Raw genomic sequence first — 17,211 nt, 5'->3', positions numbered from 1 at the left:
GATACACTCCGCCCACTGATACCGCCACACAGTCGATACCATGCAGATCCTCCTCGAAGACCCCGCCAAGGCGCCCCAGGCCGAAGCCCTGGCCAGCCAACTCGGCCAGACCGACCTTCCCCAGTTTGCCCTGGTGTTCACCGCGGCGCGGCTGGAGCTGCGCAAGCTGGACGAGCCCAAGCTGGGTGCGGTCTACGTGGACTTCGTCGAAGGGGCGGTCGCCCATCGCCGCAAGTTCGGCGGCGGCCGTGGCCAGTCCATCGCCAAGGCGGTGGGGCTCAAGGCGGGTGCCATGCCGCGCGTGGTGGATGCCACCGCCGGGCTGGGGCGCGATGCCTTCGTGCTCGCCTCCCTCGGCTGCAAGGTGACCATGATCGAGCGCAGCCCCGTGGTGGCCGCCCTGTTGCAGGACGGGCTGGCGCGGGCCGCGCTGGATCCCGAGATCGGCCCCTGGGTGCGCGAGCGGATGCAGTTGTTGCATGGCCCTGCGGTGGAGACCTTGCTGGGGCTGGCCGAGCGGCCCGATGTCATCTACCTCGACCCCATGTTCCCCCACAAGCAGAAGTCGGCGCTGGTGAAAAAAGAGATGCGGGTGTTTCAGTCGCTGGTGGGGCCGGATCTTGACGCCGATGCCCTGCTGCCGGCGGCGCTCGCCATGGCGGACAAGCGGGTGGTGGTGAAACGGCCGGACTACGCCGGCTGGCTCAACGAGCACAAGCCGAGCATGGCCATCGAGACCAAGAGCAACCGCTTCGATGTCTACGTGATGGCTGCGCTGGCGGGATAACACCGCACGCGAGGGGTAAAAGAAGAGGGCCAACCCGGCGGGGTTGGCCCTCTTGCCATCTATTGGCCGTCGGCTGGGGTTGGCGGGGCAAAGCGGATCAGCTTCTCCTCCCCCTGCCAGCTGAGCGCCATGGTGGCCAGCTCCGCCAGGCTCAGTCGCTCGCCGCCTTGCAGCAGCAGGTACTCGACCCCTGCTCTGGCCTCGATGGTGCGGATCTTGTCCGCCCACTGGCGGCCATCCCGGTCGGTGAGGGTGACCGGCAGCTGCCAGCTGGCGGCGATCTCCAGCCAGTCGTAGAGATCGCAACTGATGGGTTGATAGGTGCTCATGTGCGGGTGCCCTCTGGTCGCCGGTTACTGGAAGTTGATGCTGGTGGCGGGCGCTACCACCGCCTGGGCTTTCTGCACCTGTTCCAGTTGCAGCGGGTCGCCGGCCAGCGCTGGATCGTCCTCGTTGCCATTGCAGACCAGCGCCAGATCGTAGCTGCCGAGATTAACAAATCCCAGCTCGTAGCCAAAGCCGCCTCCCGTCTGCGCCAGTACGGGGGCGCTGGCGTAGAAGCCGTTGTCGCTGTCCGCCATGTCGGGGTAGTTGTCGTCGCTTCTGGGCTGGTAGAAGTAGACGAAGGCCTTGTCGGTCAGCTGGCCGCCGCACAGCCCGGCCGCGACCGTGCCCTTGACGGTGGTGACCTGGGTGTTGTTCACCAGCCGCACCCCTCTGGGCTTGAGCTTGTAGTACTGTTCGTGGCCCGGCAGCACCATGGCCTGGCGCAGGTCGAACTCGGTGGTGAAGGCGCTGAGGCCGTTGGCGGCGATGGTGAAGGCATCCAGCTTGAGCTCGCTGCTGGGCACCTCCAGCGGCTTGATCACCCCATCATCCCGTTTGACGTAGGAGTAGGGGGTGCCGTCCAGAAACTGGTTGGCGACCTCCCGTCCGTCCAGCACCCGCAGCCGCATCTGGCTGTAGTCGCCGGGCACCACGCTCTGGCTGGCCAGCAGCGGGCGGCTGAGGGAGCCCTGGTAGTGCAGCAGGTCGATGTAGGTGAACAGCGGCCGGCCCGCACTGTCGAGCGGGATGGTCTCGCCGCTCGGGGTGCAGCCATCGTCCTGGGCCGAGGTGAGAAAACTGGCGGTGGTCCAGCTCTGCTCGGTACCGGCGACGGGGTGGATGCTGATGTTGGCGACGGCGATGCAGACCTTGCTGACTGCATCCACCGGGGCGTCGGAGAAGGCCAGCGAGAGCTGGGCCTGTTGCGGGCTGTTGTTGTCGCCGCCGCCTCCGCCGCCACAGGCGGTGAGCAGGGCGGTCAGGCCGATCAGGGTCAAGGGTTTCATGGCGTCCATTCCGGTTGTGAAGACAACCCTACTCTAGTCGAGCGGTGGCAATGGTGGTGGTGGCTGCTTGCGTGAAAAGGACGAGCCCGGTGCGCCAGCCCAATGAAATCAAGGGTCAGCTTTGAACGGCGCCAGTCATGGCTGCGAAAGAGATTGTCGGAGCGGCGGGGCTGGTGGTTTGGTGCACTGATTGGGCGAGGCCCAATCAGGCTTCCAGCAGCCGGGTGGGCCAGCCCATCTTCTGCTGGCGTTCCACCTCGAAGCGCAACTCGCTGGCGCGCAGGTAGTGCTCGTCCAGCCAGCCGCTCGGCAGGGTCAGGGTCAGTGCATCTTCATTGGCTTCGAGGGTGAAGCGGGGCACTGTGCCCTGGGTGCGGCGCATGCAGAGGATCAGCGCGATGCGCAGGATGCGGGCCAGCCGGATCGCCTGGCGACCGGTGACGGCACCCTGCTTCTCCAGCGGTTCCAGCTTGAATTCGTCCCGCTGGTTGAACAGCAGGGCCGACAACAGCTTCTTCTGGGCCGGGGTAAAGCCAGGCATGTCGATGTTGTCGATGATGTAGGCGGCGTGTTGCGGCGCCTTCTTGTACTCGATGCACAGACCGATCTCGTGCAGCAGGGCCGCGTAGCGCAGGATCGGGCGCCCGTAGCGTTTCGAGAGTCGCCAGGCCGGCTGCAGCTGGTTGAACGCCTCGACGGCGGTGTCGCGCACCCGTTCGGCGTGTTCCTTGTCCAGCTGGTAGCGGTTGATCAGGCTGTCGGCGGTGCGATCGCGGGCATCACAGTCGTGATTGTTGCCGAGCAGGCCGTAGATCAGCCCTTCGCGCAGGGCGCCACCCGCCAGGGTCATGCTCTCGATGTTCAGGGTTTCGAAGATGGCGATCAGGATGGCGAGACCGGAGGGGAACACGGTCAGCCGTTCGGCCGCCAGTCCTTCCAGTTGCAGCTGGTCGAGCTTGCCGCAGGCGATGGCCTGACCCATCAGCTCCTGCAGCTTGGGCAGGGTGACCCGCTCGCTCTTCCCCTGCGCCAGCATGATCTCCTGCAGCGCCTGCACCGTGCCGGAGGCGCCGACACAGGTACGCCAACCGAGCGCACGATAATCTTCCGCCACCTTCTCCAGCACCGCCTTGGCGGCGGCGATGGCCTGCTTGAAGCGGGCCTCGGAGAGCTCGCCGTCACCGAAGTGGTTGTTGAGCCAGGTGACGCAGCCCATGTGCAGGCTGTTGAGCAGTTTCGCTTCGCTGTGCTCGCCGATCACCAGTTCGGTACTGGCGCCGCCGATGTCGATCACCAGCCGGTTGCCTTCCCCGGCCGAGGTCCAGGAGACCCCCTCATAGATGGTCTTGGCCTCTTCCTCGCCCGAGATGATCTCGATGCTGTGGTTGAGCACCCGTTCCGCTTCGCTGAGGAACTCGTCGACGTTGGTGGCAAGGCGCAGGGTGGCGGTGCCCACTACCCGGATGTTGTCGGCCGGAATGTCCTGCAACTGTTCGGAGAACAGGCGCAGGCAGTCCCAGCCCCGCTCCATGGCGGCACGGCTGAGACGAAACTCTGGATCGAGCCCGGCGGCGAGGCGAACCTTGCGCTTGACCTTGGTGACGGTGCGCAGGGCACCGGCGACCTCGCGCACCACCAGCATGTGAAAGCTGTTGGAGCCGAGGTCGATGGCGGCATAGAGCGGCGAGTTGTGCAACTGGGCCAGTCCTTTCAGCTCTTGCGGGGTGGACGACGGCGGTTGTTGCTGTTGCCACCGCCCTGGCGATCGCGCATGTTGCGGTTCACCGGCTGACGGTTGCGGAACACCCGCTTCGGTGCGGTCACGTCATCCAGCAGCGCCTCGCGGTCATACTTGCTGACCGGGATCGGGTGGTGGATGTACTCCTCGATGGCCGGCAGGTTGAAGGCATAGTCTTCACAGGCCAGGCTGATGGAGTGACCGCTCTTGCCGGCACGACCGGTACGACCGATGCGGTGTACGTAGTCTTCGGCGTCGTCGGGCAGGTCATAGTTGAAGACGTGGGTCACGTCCGGGATGTGCAGACCGCGGGCGGCCACGTCGGTGGCAACCAGGATGTCGACCGTGCCCTTGGTAAAGTCTTCCAGGATCTTCATCCGCTTCTTCTGCGGCACGTCACCGGTGAGCAGGCCGACACGGTGGCCGTCATTCTCCAGCCAGGCATGAACGTCTTCACAGACGTGCTTGGTGTTGGCGAAGACGATCGCTTTCTCCGGCCACTCCTCTTCCATCAGGGAGAGCAGCAGCAACATCTTGTCTTCGTTGGAGGGGTAGAACAGCTCCTCCTTGATCCGCACGCCGGTCATCTGCTCCGGCTCGATCTGCACATGTTCCGGGTGGTTCATGTGTTCGTAGGCCAGCTCCTGCACCCGCAGGGAGAGGGTGGCGGAGAACAGCATGCTCAGACGCTCGGTGGCGGGCGGCATGCGGCGGAACAGGAAACGGATGTCCTTGATGAAGCCGAGATCGAACATGCGATCCGCTTCGTCCAGCACCACGACCTGAATATTGCTCAGATCGATGACCTTGGACTTGAAGTAGTCGATGATGCGGCCGGTGGTGCCGATCAGGATGTCGACACCCTGTTCCAGCACGGCCAGTTGCTTGTCGTACCCTTCGCCACCGTAGGCGAGGCCGAGCTTGAGGCCGGTCGAAGCGGACATGCTTTCCGCGTCGTTGTAGATCTGGACTGCCAGCTCCCGGGTCGGGGCCATGATGATGGCGCGCGGCTGGTTGATGAGGCGCGGCTTGGTCAGCGGATGGGTCAACAAATAGTTGAAGGTGGCGGCCAGGAAGGCAAGGGTTTTGCCGGTCCCTGTCTGGGCCTGACCGGCGAGGTCATGACCTTCTACCAGCAGTGGCAGAGACAGTGCCTGGATGGGGGTGCAATAGTGAAATCCCTTTGATTCCAGACCAGCCAGAACTTCGGGTTCGAGGCCCATTTGGGCGAATTTGTCGGTCGTTAAATGTGTTTTGCTCATGGCGGTAGGTTATCAGGTTAGGCTTGCAATAATAAACAGGATCATTTCAAATAGGGCAACTATTGCCTTTGTTGATACGTCAATAAAGCCTTAATTACTGACTGGAGTTGGAGATGAGTGACAAGATTGTTCAGCTGAGCGATGCCAGCTTCGAGGCAGATGTAATCAAAGCCGATGGCGCCGTTCTGGTCGACTTCTGGGCCGAATGGTGTGGTCCGTGCAAGATGATTGCCCCGATCCTGAACGAAGTCGCCCAAGAGTATGCCGGTCGCGTGACCGTGGCGAAATTGAACATCGACCATAACGCCGACACTCCGCCCAAGTATGGCATTCGTGGTATTCCGACCCTCTTGCTGTTCAAGAATGGCGAAGTGGCAGCGACCAAGGTCGGTGCCCTGTCCAAGACTCAGCTGAAAGAGTTCCTGGACGGTAACCTGTAATAATCAAAGAGGAGCGCATTGCAATAATGCGCTCCTTCTGTTTTATCACCTAGACGCTCACCCCGATTGGTGCTAATTTATCGCTCGTTTGCTAACCTTTTTGCCTGACTCTTTGCTCACACATCAGCCTGGCAAATCAAATCCGATCAGCATCAATCCAGCAGACTGTCTCCTCATTTCAATCCTTGCTTACAGACTTTCACCACTATGAATCTGACTGAATTAAAGAACACTCCTGTGTCCGAGCTGGTACAGCTTGGCGAATCCATGGGGTTGGAAAATCTGGCTCGGGCGCACAAGAAAGACATTATTTTCGCGATCCTCAAGGCGCACGCCAAGGGTGGCGAGGATATCTTTGGCGACGGTGTGCTGGAAATCCTGACCGATGGTTTCGGCTTCCTGCGTAGTGCAGACGGCTCCTACCTGGCCGGCCCGGATGACATCTATGTCTCCCCGAGCCAGATCCGCCGTTTCAACCTGCGTACCGGCGATACCATCTCCGGCAAGATCCGGCCGCCGAAAGAGGGCGAACGCTACTTCGCTCTGCTCAAGGTCAACGAGGTCAACTACGACCGTCCGGAAAACTCCCGCAACAAGATCCTGTTTGAAAACCTCACTCCGCTGCACGCCAACGAGCGTCTGCGCATGGAGCGTGGCAACGGTTCCACCGAAGACATCACCGCCCGCGTACTGGATCTGGCTTCACCGATCGGTAAAGGCCAGCGCGGCCTCATCGTCGCACCGCCCAAGGCCGGTAAGACCATGCTGCTGCAGAACATCGCCCAGAGCATCGCCTACAACCACCCTGACTGCGAACTGATCGTCCTGCTGATCGACGAGCGTCCGGAAGAAGTGACCGAGATGCAGCGCATGGTGAAGGGTGAAGTGATCGCCTCCACCTTCGACGAGCCGGCTTCCCGTCACGTCCAGGTCGCCGAGATGGTGATCGAGAAGGCCAAACGCCTGGTCGAGCACAAGAAGGACGTGGTGATCCTGCTGGACTCCATCACCCGTCTGGCCCGTGCCTACAACACAGTCATCCCGTCATCCGGCAAGGTATTGACCGGTGGTGTGGACGCCAACGCCCTGCACCGCCCGAAGCGCTTCTTCGGTGCCGCGCGCAATGTTGAAGAGGGCGGCAGCCTGACCATCATCGCCACCGCGCTGATCGATACCGGCTCCAAGATGGATGAAGTCATCTACGAAGAGTTCAAGGGTACCGGCAACATGGAACTGCACCTCTCGCGCAAGATTGCCGAGAAGCGCGTCTACCCGGCCATCGACATCACTCGCTCCGGCACCCGCAAGGAAGAGCTGCTGACCACCGGCGACGAGCTGCAGAAGATGTGGATCCTGCGCAAGATTGTGCACCCGATGGGCGAGATCGACGGCATCGAGTTCCTGATCGACAAGTTGGCCATGACCAAGACCAACGACGAGTTCTTCGACGCCATGCGGCGCCAGCAGAAGTAACCGACTCGAAAATCATCAAACCGCGGCCCAGGTCGCGGTTTTTGTTTATCTATTTTACGGTCGCCTGAGTAGTATGAAACCTCGATGTCACAAGGATAGGGACGTCATGAAGCATGTACTCCTGATATTGCTGAGCTGGTTGCTGGTGCTGCCGGTCGGGGCTGCCGAGACGCAGCCGCCCCGGACGGCACTGGTGGCCGACGAGGGGCTGCAGGGTCACCTCGACTATCTGACCGGCCGGCTGCTGCTGGGGCAGTTTGCCGCCATCGACACCCTGCTGGACTCCCTGGCGGTGGGGCAGCGGGAGTATCTGCTGTGCCAGCTGCTGGCCACCCTCAATAGCCAGCCCAGAGCCACCAGCCCACAACTGCTGGCCTGGGTGCGCGCCCAGTCGTTCAAGGCCCCCAGCTGGCTGGTGGAAAAAGAGGTGGACGGCTTTCTGGTGCAGCAACCCGCCTACGACTTTGCCGCCGCCGCACGGCAGGTGTTGAGCCGCTGGCAGCAGCAGGCCTGGCAGGACAACTATCGCCAGCAGCTGGAAGAGGGCACGTTCGAGTTCAAGCAGATCTACAACAGCCGAAATCCCGATCTGGCCCAGCAGCAGCAGGCGCTGCTGACCGTACTCGATCGGCAGCCGCTTCCGCTCCTGCAACGGGAGGCGCACACGCTGGCCGCCATGAGCATCTTCCTGCCCGACAACCGGCTGCTGCGGCTGCTGGCCGAGCGTACCGGTGACAGCGCCCTCTATCAGAAGCTGTGGCATCAACCGGTGGATCACGACAGCGTGGCCGCGCTCGCCAGCGTGGGCCGTTTTCATCAGGGCCAGGCGGCCAGCGATCTACTGATTGCCGCCAGTCGCAATGCCCGTCTCAAGCTGCCCGCTTTGCAGCAACTCAGTCAACTTTCGCCGCTGCCGGACACGGCCCAGCAGTTCCTGCTGGCGGAGCTGGGCAATCGCCAATACAGCGGTCAGGTGGCCAGCCTACTGCTGCAGATGGACGAACCCAGGCTGCTGGCTCAGCTTGCCGATCGGCTGACCCGGCAGGAAAAGCGCCATGCAAGTCCGGTGATGCTGCCCGATTCGGGTACACCCGCCGCCCGCCCAGGGTTATAATGCGGCATCGCCTGAACACAGGGTACCTGCATGAAATACAAGGATTTGCGTGATTTCATCGCGCAGCTGGAACAAAGCGGACAACTCAAGCGCATCAGCCGCGAGATAGACCCCTATCTGGAGATGACCGAGATCAGCGACCGCACCCTGCGGGCGGGCGGGCCTGCCCTGCTGTTCGAAAATCCCAAGGGTTACACCATGCCGGTGCTGACCAACCTGTTCGGTACCCCGGATCGGGTCGCCATGGGCATGGGCCAGCCCAACGTGGCCGCCCTGCGCCAGGTGGGGATCTGGCTCTCCTACCTGAAGGAGCCGGAGCCGCCCCGTGGCTTCAAGGAGCTGATGGAGAAGCTGCCGATCTTCAAGCAGGTGCTCAACATGCCGACCAAGCGGCTCTCCTCTGCCCCCTGTCAGCAGCGGGTGCTGGAGGGAGAGGCGGTCGATCTGGACCAGATCCCGATCCAGCACTGCTGGCCCGGCGATGTGGCCCCGCTGGTGACCTGGGGTCTGACCATCACCCGTGGCCCCTACAAGAAGCGGCAGAACCTCGGCATCTATCGCCAGCAGAAGATCGACAAGAACAAGCTGATCATGCGCTGGCTGGATCACCGCGGCGGTGCCATCGATTTTCGCGAGTGGCAGGAGGCCCACCCGGGTGAGCGCTTCCCGGTGGTGGTGGCGCTCGGTGCCGATCCGGCGACCATCCTCGGCGCGGTGACGCCGGTGCCGGATACCCTCTCCGAATACGCCTTTGCCGGTCTGCTGCGCGGCAGTCGCACCGAGGTGGTGAAGGCCGTCAGCTGCGATCTGGAGGTACCCGCCAGCGCCGAGATCGTGCTGGAAGGCTATCTGGAGCCGGGCGAGATGGCCCCCGAAGGGCCTTATGGCGATCACACCGGCTACTACAACGAGGTGGACGAGTTCCCGGTCTTTACCATCACCCACATGACCATGCGCAAGGATGCCATCTATCACAGCACCTACACCGGTCGTCCGCCCGATGAGCCGGCGGTGCTCGGGGTGGCGCTCAACGAGGTGTTCGTGCCGCTGTTGCAGAAGCAGTTCCCCGAGATCGTGGACTTCTACCTGCCGCCGGAGGGGTGCTCCTACCGGATGGCGGTGGTGACCATCAAGAAGCGCTACCCTGGCCACGCCAAGCGGGTGATGCTGGGGGTCTGGTCCTTCCTGCGCCAGTTCATGTACACCAAGTTCGTGATCGTCTGCGACGACGACATCAACGCCCGCGACTGGAAGGACGTGATCTGGGCCATAACTACCCGGATGGACCCGGCCCGTGACACCACCCTGATCGAGCACACCCCGATCGACTACCTGGACTTCGCCTCGCCGGTCTCGGGGCTCGGCTCCAAGATGGGGCTGGATGCCACCAACAAGTGGCCGGGGGAGACCAATCGCGAGTGGGGCCAGCCCATCGTCCAGGACGAGGCGGTCAAGCAGAAGATCGATGCCCTCTGGGACGAGCTGAACATTCTCGGCTGACGACCGGCGGCAGGCCCGACGGGCCGTGCCGCCTGGCCGGGATGCAAAAGATTGATGCCATTTGAGCTGAATTGGGTATGCTCGACTGACCTGACCACTTTGCTGGTCGCCAGTCCACAGTGAATCAAGAGCGAAAGCGGGCCGAGCGAGCCCGTCACAAGGATAAGAATGCAACGTATCAAGTGCCGCGTAGAGGAACTGCGCGAATATGTCGACACCATCTGGCACGTGGCCCTGACGCCGCTGCAAGAGGTCAGCTTCAAGCCGGGCCAGTATCTGCTGGTGGTGATGAGCGATTCGGACAAGCGTCCCTTCTCCATCGCCAACTCGCCGACCCGTCCGGGCATGCTGGAGCTGCAGATCGGCGCCACCCCGGAAAACGCCTATGCCGGCCAGGTGCTGAGCCGCATGCGCGAGCAGGGGGAGATCGAGATTGAGCTGGCGGCGGGCAAGGCCTTCCTGCGGGAAGAGTCGCCCCGGCCGCTGATCCTGATGGCGGGTGGCACCGGTTTCTCCTATGCCCGCTCCATTCTGGAATACCTGATCGATACCGGCAGCAAGCGCCCGGTGTTCTTCTACTGGGGCGTGCGCCAGGCGCACTGGCTCTACGAGCAGGAGCAGATGCAGCAGTGGGAGCGCGACTACGCCCCGCTCACCTTCATCCCGGTGGTGCAGGAGCCGGAAGCGGACTGGACCGGCAAGACCGGGCTGGTGCACAAGGCCATCATGGATGACTTCGTCAGCCTGCACGACTACGACATCTATGTCGCCGGCCGTTTCGAGATGGCGGGCGCGGCGCGGGAGGAGTTCAAGATCCTGGGTGCCGAGCCAGAGCGCATCTTTGGCGACGCCTACGAATTCATCTGAGTTCGGCATGAGGCCGGCCACCTAGCGTGACCGAGGAGGCCTCGCCGAATCAGCCTGCTGCTTGCCCTGTGGCAGGCCAGAAACAACAAACCCCAGCCTGGCTGGGGTTTGCTTTATGGGCGACCAGCGTTATTCGCCCTTGGCACCGAGCTGCTGCTCGAGCTGGGCCAGCTTGGCCTCGAGCGCGGTCAGCTTCTCGCGGGTGCGCAGCAGCACCTTGGTCTGCACGTCAAACTCTTCGCGACTGACCAGATCCAGCTTGCCCAGCTGGGACTGCAGCACCTGACGGATCTTCTTCTCCACCTCTTCACCCATGCTGCGAATGCCGGGCGGCAGGGAGTTGTGCACCTGTTTGGCGATCTCTTCCAGTTTCTTCGGGTCGATCATGTGGTTCTCCTTAAGCAATGCGCCATTCTACCGGCAATTGATCCGCTTTGCCGAGATCGAGGGTCGCTTTTTGCCAGCTGCCATAGGGGTAGTCGCTGGTCGGGTCTGGTATTCGGGATGAAGCTGTTAACCTATCGAGTCCCGTTTCTATTCCAATTCCTTGATGCTGTACACAAAAAAAGCAGATCAGATGACCGACCAGAGGCTTAATAATTGTTGCGTTGCTGTTAAGATGTACCGGTCGGGTTCTCACCCAACTCAGTCAGCATTTCATGGATAACAACTAAAAAGAGATAAGGATATGAAAAAGAAGCTAATTTACGCCGCGGTTGTCAGTGCTATGCTGGCTGGCTGTGGTGGCAGTGACGATAACAAAGGCGACACCTCCAGCTATCTCGACTATCTGTTGACCGGTTCCAACGCCGTGCGCCCCAGTGCTCTGGCAGCCCGGGCCAGCGATGGCACCCTGAAATTCTCCACCGAAACGGCAGATCTCTCCAACCCGGTCTCGGCCATGTCGACCCTGGATGGCTGGTCCACGACCCAGGCTATCCAGATCGTGCCCGTGACGTCATCCGGCATCCAGGTGCAGGCCCCGGCCGCGGCGGAGTTTGCTGCCTCGGTCGCGCCGCTCTACCTGCTGGAACTGAGCTTTGACAGCACCGCCCTGCGCCCGAACGGCGTGAAGAAGGTGCTGACCTACGGGGTGGACTTCGTGGTGGCCGCTTCGGCCGGCAAGCTGAACCTGGTGCCGCTCAAGCCGCTGAATCCCTCCTCCTACTACATGATCGTGGCCACCGACTCCCTCAAGGACAGCAGCGGCAATGCGGTCAAGGCCGGCAACGACTACGGCAACTACAAGAACAACGCCGGCAGCAATGCCCAGGAGCAGACCATCAATGGTCTGATCGCCCTGCAGGAAGGGTTGTTCAAGGCTGCCACCGGCGTCTCCACCGATCACGTCATCTTCTCCGACTGGTTCGGTACCCAGTCCGGCGCCGACGTGCTGGTAGCGGTGAAAGGCGCTGCGGCGTCCGTGCTGAAGAGCCCGACCCTGGATGCGGCCGCCCTGTGGAAGCAGGATGCCAAGGGCAACACCAGTCTGCCGGGTACCTATACCCTGAGCGTGACCGGCAGCAATGCCTTCCTGACCCAGCTGGACGCCGAGCAGTTCCTGCCGCAGGAGCAGAAAGATGCGATCGCCACCGCCTTCGGCCCAGGAGCTCCGCTCAACCCGATCGCTCAAGCGACCAAGGTCTATACCGGTACCGTCAAGCTGCCTTACTTCCTCGCCTCACCGGCCACCGCCGGTTCCTGGGACAAGGCCAAGACCCAGTCCTGGCACGGCGCCATCCCCAGCCTGTACGCCATCGCCAATGCCCTGAAAGCCTCTGACAGCGAAGTGATCGCCGGGCTGGTGGGCGCGGGCGTGGATCCGGCCCTGCTGGCGACCCTGATTGCCGATCCGACCCGTCAGGCCGAGCTGCTGGCCGAGGCGAGCAAGCTGATCGGGGTGACCCTCACCTCCGGCGGCAAGCCGCTGGATGCCGAGCAGAACATCGGCCGCTTCAACCCGCTGCCCATGCTGGAAGAGGTGCAGTCGGTGCCGATGCGGGTCTTCGCCAAGGATGCCCTCAACACCATCACCGACGTGATCATCTATCAGCACGGCGTCACCTCGGTGAAAGAGAACGCCTATGCGCTGGCGCTGGGCCAGATCTATGCCGGCATGCAGGCAGGCAAGAAAGTGGCGCTGGTGGTGATCGATCACCCGCTGCACGGTGAGCGCGGCTTCGCCTTGAGCGGCAGCATGGCGACCGTGACCACCTCCGACAACCCGACCCCGTATCTGAACCTGAGTTACCTGACCGTGGCCCGCGACAACCTGAAACAGAGCGTGGCAGATCTGCTGGGCCTGCGTCTGGCGGTCGGTCTGGCCAATGCCAAGGGTGCCATCGGCACCGCCGGTAGCCTCAAGGTGCATTTCCTGGGCCACTCGCTGGGTGCCATCTCAGGTACCAACCTGCTGGCGGTTGCCAACCAGCCCATCGGCAATGCGCAGGCGGATGCCCTGTTCAAGTTCGACACCGGCGGCCTGGCCATGCCGGGTGGCGGCATCGCGCCGCTGCTGCTGAACTCGCCGACCTTCGGCCCGACCATCAAGATGGGCGTGCTGACCAGCGGCAGTGCCGAGCTGAAAGCCGGCTTCACCGCCTATGCGCCCAACTGCAAGACCGCGGTGCCGACCTGCTTCGTCAACGAGTTCCTGCCAAGCCTGAGCACTACCCAGCAGGCGGCGGCGGCCAGCACGTTGCAGAGCTACAGCTTCGCGGCCCAGTCGGTGCTGGATTCGGCTGACCCGATCAACCTCGGCCGCGGCATCCAGAGCAGCTTCCCGCTGTTCGCCACCGAGATCGTCGGCGATGGCGCGCTGAGCCTGTCTGACCAGGTGATCCCGAACAGCATCGCCTCCGCCCCGCTGGGTGGTACCGAGCCGCTGTTCAAGGTGCTGGCACTGCAGCCGCTGACCGCCACCGGTGCGGCCAGCCACAACGCGGCCCGTTTCGTGGCCGGTGGCCACAGCTCGCTGCTGGCGCCGGACGAGAACTTCGACCCGAGCGGCGATGTGACCACCGAGATGCAGTCCCAGTTCGCCAGCTTCTTCATGAGCGGCGGCACTGCGGTCAAGGTGACCAACGGCAGCCTGCTCAAGCAGTAAGCCAGTCGGCCAATAAAGACGCCGCCCCTCGGGGCGGCGTTTTGTTTTCCAGCATCGCACTTGTCGCCGGTTCAGATTGGCCTGGTTGGTGGCCGCTTTGGCTGCCGAGCAGCTTGCTGCACCTCGATGGCCACTACCACTCAGGCGGGCTGATGGTGTCTGTCCAGCCAGCCCTGCAGCAGCCCGACCAGCAGACCGGCCAGGTGGGCCATATTGGCGGTACGGGTGCCGAGCAGATCGAAGAAGCCGAGCGCCAGCCAGAACAGCATGAAGCCCATCAGCGCCGGTGGCAGGGTGAGGCCGCAGGCCGGCTGTAACTTGCTGCGCAACCAGCAGTAGCCGAGCAGGGCATAGACCACCCCGGAGAGGCCGCCAAACAGCGGACCGCTGGCGAAGAACTCGGCCAGGTTGGGCAGGGCTGCGCCGACCAGCAGCAGGATCAGCAGCTTGCCGCTGCCGAGCCGTTGTTCGATCTGGCCCCCCAGATACCACCACCACAGCAGGTTGAACACCAGGTGCAGCACCGAGAAGTGGATGAAGGCCGGGGTGAAGTAGCGCCACGCCTGCCAGTCGGTGAACTGGGCCAGGGTCGGGTGGAACGCCAGCTCATCGAAGATCGGCAGACCGATGGCATCGAGCCCGTAGATGGCCAGACAGGCGATGATCACCACCAGGGTCAGCGGCCCGGCCTGATGCAGGAAGTCGGTGACCGGGTCCGTCATCCCCTTGCTGTAGTCGATGCGGGCATCGGCCCGGCCGGATTGCCAGGAGGCTTCCATGTAGCGGGGGTGGGTCGGTTCGGCCAGGAAGCGTTTCACCTCCATCTGGGCCTGGGCGAGGCGCTGTTCGTCCGCCAGCCAGACCGAGACGCCAAGCTCGGACTGGGTCAGCTCGCACGAGATGCCGAGGGTGGAGAGATAGTCCACCAGCGCCTGGGCCATGCGGGCATTGTCGAGCACCAGCAGCTGGATCATGCGTCGCCCGCCTGGATCGGGAACTCCCTGCGCCACGCCTCGAAGCCGCCATCCAGGCTGTAGACCTCATCGTACCCCTGTTGCAGCAGGTACTGGGCGGCGCCCTGGCTGCTGTTGCCGTGATAGCACATCACGATCACCGGGGTATCGAAGTCCACCTCGTTCATGAAACGCACCAGGGTGCCGTTGGTGAGGTGGAAGGCGCCGACCGCGTGGGCCGTCTCGAACGACTGGGGGTCGCGAATATCCACGAGGCGGGCTGCACCGGCGGCAAGCTTCTGGTGGGCATCATGGGCACTGATATGGGCAAACTGGTCCATTAACATGTCCTGCGAATAGGTGATTGAGGGTCAGTTTACCGCAAGCGGAGGCCGGCGCTAAGCCCGCAATGTGTCCGGTTATTGCCGTGATCGATCGCAATTTCCTTCAATACCGGGGGCGGGGTGCCGGCTAGGCTGGGGGCTCCTTTTGCTGCTACGAGCGTTATTCATGGAGACGAGTCTGCTGTTATCCATGGCCGGGTTTGCCCTGGCCATGTCCATCACCCCGGGGCCGGTCAATCTGGTCGCCCTCGGCAGCGGCGCCAGGCACGGCTTTGCGGCCAGCCTGCGCCACGTGGTCGGGGCCACCCTGGGCTTCATTTTGTTGCTGCTGTTGATGGGACTGGGGCTGGGCGCCACCCTGCTGCAGTGGCCGCTGGCGGCGGAGGCACTGCGCTGGGCCGGGGTGATCTTTCTCGGCTGGATGGTCTGGCAGCTGCTGGTGGACAGCGGCCGGGTGGAAGGGGTCGACGGGGTGGTGCCCTCCTTCTGGTACGGGGCACTGATGCAATGGCTCAATCCCAAGGCCTGGCTCGCCGCCAGCATGGGGATGGGGGCCTATGGCAGTGCGGGCGGGGTGGGGCAGGTGGCCCTGTTCAGCGGCCTCTACCTGGTCATCTGCCTCGGCTCCATCGCTTGCTGGGCCTATGCCGGCAGCCGATTGCAGGGGTTGCTGCTCGCGCCGCAGCGGCTGCGCTGGTTCAACCGGGCGATGGCGCTGTTGCTGCTGCTTTGCGCCGCCTATCTGGTGCGCTAGCCCAGCCGGGTCAGCTGATTGCGGTAGTGACCCGGGGTGGCGGCCACCCGCCGCTTGAACTGGCGCTGGAAGTGGGCCTGATCGGCAAAACCGCTGGCCAGCGCCACCTCCGCCAGCTGCTCTCCTCGCCGGAGCAGGGTGCGGGCATGGCGGATGCGCTGATCGAGCAGGTAGGCGTGGGGCGTCATGCCGTAATGGCGGCTGAAGCTGCGCACGAAGTGGGAGGGGGTGAGCCCGGCCACCGCGCTCAATTGCGCGAGGGTGAGGGGGCTACTGCAGTCGTCCTGCATCAGTTCGGCGGCCCGCTGCAGGTGCTGCGGCGGCCGATCGTCCCAGCTGGCCGGGGTGAGCCTGGCCAGCAGCTGGCGACTGAACTGGTGGCAGGCCACCTCGCGCGCGAGCGGCTCCGGCTCCTGCCACAGCTGCCGGTGGAGCCGGCACAGCCCCTGGTAGAGCGGGGGATCCCGGCTTGCGGTCATGTCGAAGGGGCGAAACGCGTTGCCCAGCCCCGCCTCTTCCTGCTGGTGCTGCAGCCAGCCGGTGTCGAGGTAGAACATCAGATAGGACCAGGGCTCATCCGCAATCGGGTTGCAGGCGTGCACCTCTTCCGGGTTCATCAGCACCAGGTGGCCGCGGCCGACCTCCTGCCGGCTGCGCTGGTTGAGGTAGTGGCTGTGGCCGCCGGTGATGGCGCCGATGGAGAAGTGGGGGTGACTGTGCTTGTCGTAGCAGACGCGGCGGCCATCCTGCACCGCCCGCGCCTCGATGAAAGGCAGGGCCGGATCGTGCCAGAAACTGTGGTGATCCGGCGCCGTGTCGGCCCTGCTCATGGGTCAGCCGCCGAGATAGGCCTGACGGACGGCCGGATTGGCCAACAGGGCCGCCCCCGTGTCCTGCAGTACCACGTGGCCGTTCTCCAGCACATAGCCGCGATCGGCCAGCTTGAGCGCCTGGTTGGCATTCTGCTCCACCAGGAAGATGGTCATGCCGTCGCGGCGCAGCTGCTCTATGGTGTCGAAGATCTGCTGGATGACGATGGGGGCCAGCCCCAGCGAGGGTTCATCCAGCAGCAACAGGCGCGGTTTGCTCATCAGGGCGCGGCCGATGGCCAGCATCTGCTGCTCGCCGCCGGACATGGTGCCGGCGCGCTGCTCCAGTCGCTCGTGCAGGCGGGGGAACAGGGTGAAAATCTGATCCAGCAGGCCGCGCTGCTCGGCCTTGTCGACGAAGAAGGCCCCCATCAGCAGGTTCTCCTCCACCGTCAGGCGAGCGAAGATGCGGCGCCCCTCCGGCACCACGGCGATGTCCTTGCGCATGATGCGGGCGGTGGAGAGCGAGTCTATCTGCTCTCCCTCGAACCAGATGGAGCCACTGCTCGGCTTGGGTTCGCCGCACAGGGTCATCAGCAAGGTGGTCTTGCCGGCGCCGTTGGCACCGATCAGGGTGACGATTTCCCCCTCTTTGACCTGGACGCTGACGTCGTGCAGCGCCTGAATTTTGCCGTAGTGGGTCGATACGTTGCGAAGTTCTAACATCTTT

The 17,211-nt window shown here is 63.4% G+C and carries 17 protein-coding genes; 8 read left to right on the top strand and 9 right to left on the bottom strand.

What is annotated here, in order from left to right:
• Positions 1–40 precede the first annotated feature (40 nt).
• Positions 41–787, top strand: a complete 747-nt coding sequence (locus ACB032_RS21550; protein ID WP_244090364.1) for a class I SAM-dependent methyltransferase — start codon at positions 41–43, stop codon at positions 785–787.
• 59 nt (positions 788–846) lie between these two features.
• Here ACB032_RS21550 and ACB032_RS21545 read toward each other — a convergent pair whose 3' ends face one another.
• The 4 genes from ACB032_RS21545 to rhlB all read right to left on the bottom strand — a co-directional run bounded on the left by ACB032_RS21545 (position 847) and on the right by rhlB (position 5,121).
• Positions 847–1,116 carry a Rho-binding antiterminator gene (locus ACB032_RS21545; RefSeq protein WP_371138733.1) on the bottom strand — a complete coding sequence of 90 codons (270 nt, stop codon included), beginning with the start codon at positions 1,114–1,116 and terminating at the stop codon, positions 847–849.
• Between the two features lie 24 nt (positions 1,117–1,140).
• Positions 1,141–2,121, bottom strand: a complete 981-nt coding sequence (locus ACB032_RS21540) for a DUF4382 domain-containing protein (protein ID WP_371138732.1) — start codon at positions 2,119–2,121, stop codon at positions 1,141–1,143.
• Positions 2,122–2,326: 205 nt separating this feature from the next.
• Positions 2,327–3,817, bottom strand: a complete 1,491-nt coding sequence (gene gppA / locus ACB032_RS21535; RefSeq protein WP_371138731.1) for a guanosine-5'-triphosphate,3'-diphosphate diphosphatase — start codon at positions 3,815–3,817, stop codon at positions 2,327–2,329.
• A gap of 14 nt (positions 3,818–3,831) precedes the next feature.
• On the bottom strand, positions 3,832–5,121 hold the full coding sequence (gene rhlB, locus ACB032_RS21530) for an ATP-dependent RNA helicase RhlB (protein WP_011704129.1): 1,290 nt from the start codon (positions 5,119–5,121) through the stop codon (positions 3,832–3,834).
• Positions 5,122–5,234: 113 nt separating this feature from the next.
• On the opposite strand from rhlB, the gene trxA reads away from it, so the two are divergent.
• The 5 genes from trxA to fre all read left to right on the top strand — a co-directional run bounded on the left by trxA (position 5,235) and on the right by fre (position 10,515).
• Positions 5,235–5,561 (top strand): thioredoxin TrxA, encoded by a 327-nt coding sequence (gene trxA, locus ACB032_RS21525; RefSeq protein WP_005307306.1) that lies wholly within the window; start codon positions 5,235–5,237, stop codon positions 5,559–5,561.
• Between the two features lie 207 nt (positions 5,562–5,768).
• Positions 5,769–7,034, top strand: coding sequence for a transcription termination factor Rho (gene rho / locus ACB032_RS21520; protein WP_005307308.1), 1,266 nt, complete (start codon positions 5,769–5,771; stop codon positions 7,032–7,034).
• Positions 7,035–7,140: 106 nt separating this feature from the next.
• Entirely contained in the window at positions 7,141–8,148 is a 1,008-nt protein-coding gene (locus ACB032_RS21515) for a hypothetical protein (RefSeq protein WP_123784994.1), read from the top strand.
• A gap of 30 nt (positions 8,149–8,178) precedes the next feature.
• A complete protein-coding gene (ubiD, locus tag ACB032_RS21510) occupies positions 8,179–9,648 on the top strand; it encodes a 4-hydroxy-3-polyprenylbenzoate decarboxylase (protein ID WP_371138730.1) in 1,470 nt (489 codons plus the stop codon).
• 168 nt (positions 9,649–9,816) lie between these two features.
• Entirely contained in the window at positions 9,817–10,515 is a 699-nt protein-coding gene (gene fre, locus ACB032_RS21505; RefSeq protein WP_045790953.1) for an NAD(P)H-flavin reductase, read from the top strand.
• A gap of 129 nt (positions 10,516–10,644) precedes the next feature.
• On the opposite strand, the gene ACB032_RS21500 is transcribed toward fre, so the two are convergent.
• Positions 10,645–10,902 (bottom strand): accessory factor UbiK family protein, encoded by a 258-nt coding sequence (locus tag ACB032_RS21500; protein ID WP_005307315.1) that lies wholly within the window; start codon positions 10,900–10,902, stop codon positions 10,645–10,647.
• A 301-nt stretch (positions 10,903–11,203) separates the two neighbouring features.
• Between ACB032_RS21500 and ACB032_RS21495 the strand changes: the two genes are divergently transcribed.
• Positions 11,204–13,621 carry a VolA/Pla-1 family phospholipase gene (locus ACB032_RS21495; RefSeq protein WP_371138729.1) on the top strand — a complete coding sequence of 806 codons (2,418 nt, stop codon included), beginning with the start codon at positions 11,204–11,206 and terminating at the stop codon, positions 13,619–13,621.
• Between the two features lie 140 nt (positions 13,622–13,761).
• Here ACB032_RS21495 and glpG read toward each other — a convergent pair whose 3' ends face one another.
• Positions 13,762–14,595 (bottom strand): rhomboid family intramembrane serine protease GlpG, encoded by an 834-nt coding sequence (gene glpG / locus ACB032_RS21490; RefSeq protein WP_371138728.1) that lies wholly within the window; start codon positions 14,593–14,595, stop codon positions 13,762–13,764.
• Positions 14,592–14,915, bottom strand: coding sequence for a thiosulfate sulfurtransferase GlpE (gene glpE, locus ACB032_RS21485; RefSeq protein WP_011704135.1), 324 nt, complete (start codon positions 14,913–14,915; stop codon positions 14,592–14,594). Before glpE ends, glpG begins: the two co-directional genes overlap by 4 nt.
• A gap of 70 nt (positions 14,916–14,985) precedes the next feature.
• Here glpE and ACB032_RS21480 point away from each other — a divergent pair, with 70 nt between their 5' ends.
• Positions 14,986–15,672: a LysE family translocator gene (locus ACB032_RS21480; protein ID WP_371138727.1), complete on the top strand. Its 687-nt coding sequence runs from the start codon at positions 14,986–14,988 to the stop codon at positions 15,670–15,672.
• Here the strand turns inward: ACB032_RS21480 and ACB032_RS21475 are convergent.
• Together ACB032_RS21475 and ACB032_RS21470 are read right to left on the bottom strand one after the other, a co-directional pair.
• Positions 15,669–16,502 carry a helix-turn-helix domain-containing protein gene (locus tag ACB032_RS21475; protein WP_371138726.1) on the bottom strand — a complete coding sequence of 278 codons (834 nt, stop codon included), beginning with the start codon at positions 16,500–16,502 and terminating at the stop codon, positions 15,669–15,671. The genes ACB032_RS21480 and ACB032_RS21475 overlap by 4 nt on opposite strands.
• Before the next feature lie 3 nt (positions 16,503–16,505).
• Positions 16,506–17,207, bottom strand: a complete 702-nt coding sequence (locus ACB032_RS21470) for an ABC transporter ATP-binding protein (protein ID WP_011704138.1) — start codon at positions 17,205–17,207, stop codon at positions 16,506–16,508.
• Positions 17,208–17,211 lie beyond the last annotated feature (4 nt).

The sequence above is a fragment of the Aeromonas sp. S5(2024) genome (assembly GCF_041403025.1).
GTDB lineage: Bacteria > Pseudomonadota > Gammaproteobacteria > Enterobacterales > Aeromonadaceae > Aeromonas > Aeromonas hydrophila.
Note: the sequence above shows the minus strand (reverse complement) of the source record. Positions and strands in the feature narration are given on the sequence as shown.

Excerpts from the sequence above, each read along its gene's own strand:
- ACB032_RS21550 (WP_244090364.1), top strand. The coding sequence starts at position 41 with ATGCAGATCCTCCTCGAAGACCCCGCCAAGGCGCCCCAGGCCGAAGCC.
- ACB032_RS21545 (WP_371138733.1), bottom strand. The coding sequence starts at position 1,116 with ATGAGCACCTATCAACCCATCAGTTGCGATCTCTACGACTGGCTGGAG.
- ACB032_RS21540 (WP_371138732.1), bottom strand. The coding sequence starts at position 2,121 with ATGAAACCCTTGACCCTGATCGGCCTGACCGCCCTGCTCACCGCCTGT.
- rhlB (WP_011704129.1), bottom strand. The coding sequence starts at position 5,121 with ATGAGCAAAACACATTTAACGACCGACAAATTCGCCCAAATGGGCCTC.
- trxA (WP_005307306.1), top strand. The coding sequence starts at position 5,235 with ATGAGTGACAAGATTGTTCAGCTGAGCGATGCCAGCTTCGAGGCAGAT.
- rho (WP_005307308.1), top strand. The coding sequence starts at position 5,769 with ATGAATCTGACTGAATTAAAGAACACTCCTGTGTCCGAGCTGGTACAG.
- ACB032_RS21515 (WP_123784994.1), top strand. The coding sequence starts at position 7,141 with ATGAAGCATGTACTCCTGATATTGCTGAGCTGGTTGCTGGTGCTGCCG.
- ubiD (WP_371138730.1), top strand. The coding sequence starts at position 8,179 with ATGAAATACAAGGATTTGCGTGATTTCATCGCGCAGCTGGAACAAAGC.
- fre (WP_045790953.1), top strand. The coding sequence starts at position 9,817 with ATGCAACGTATCAAGTGCCGCGTAGAGGAACTGCGCGAATATGTCGAC.
- ACB032_RS21500 (WP_005307315.1), bottom strand. The coding sequence starts at position 10,902 with ATGATCGACCCGAAGAAACTGGAAGAGATCGCCAAACAGGTGCACAAC.
- ACB032_RS21495 (WP_371138729.1), top strand. The coding sequence starts at position 11,204 with ATGAAAAAGAAGCTAATTTACGCCGCGGTTGTCAGTGCTATGCTGGCT.
- glpG (WP_371138728.1), bottom strand. The coding sequence starts at position 14,595 with ATGATCCAGCTGCTGGTGCTCGACAATGCCCGCATGGCCCAGGCGCTG.
- glpE (WP_011704135.1), bottom strand. The coding sequence starts at position 14,915 with ATGGACCAGTTTGCCCATATCAGTGCCCATGATGCCCACCAGAAGCTT.
- ACB032_RS21475 (WP_371138726.1), bottom strand. The coding sequence starts at position 16,502 with ATGAGCAGGGCCGACACGGCGCCGGATCACCACAGTTTCTGGCACGAT.
- ACB032_RS21470 (WP_011704138.1), bottom strand. The coding sequence starts at position 17,207 with ATGTTAGAACTTCGCAACGTATCGACCCACTACGGCAAAATTCAGGCG.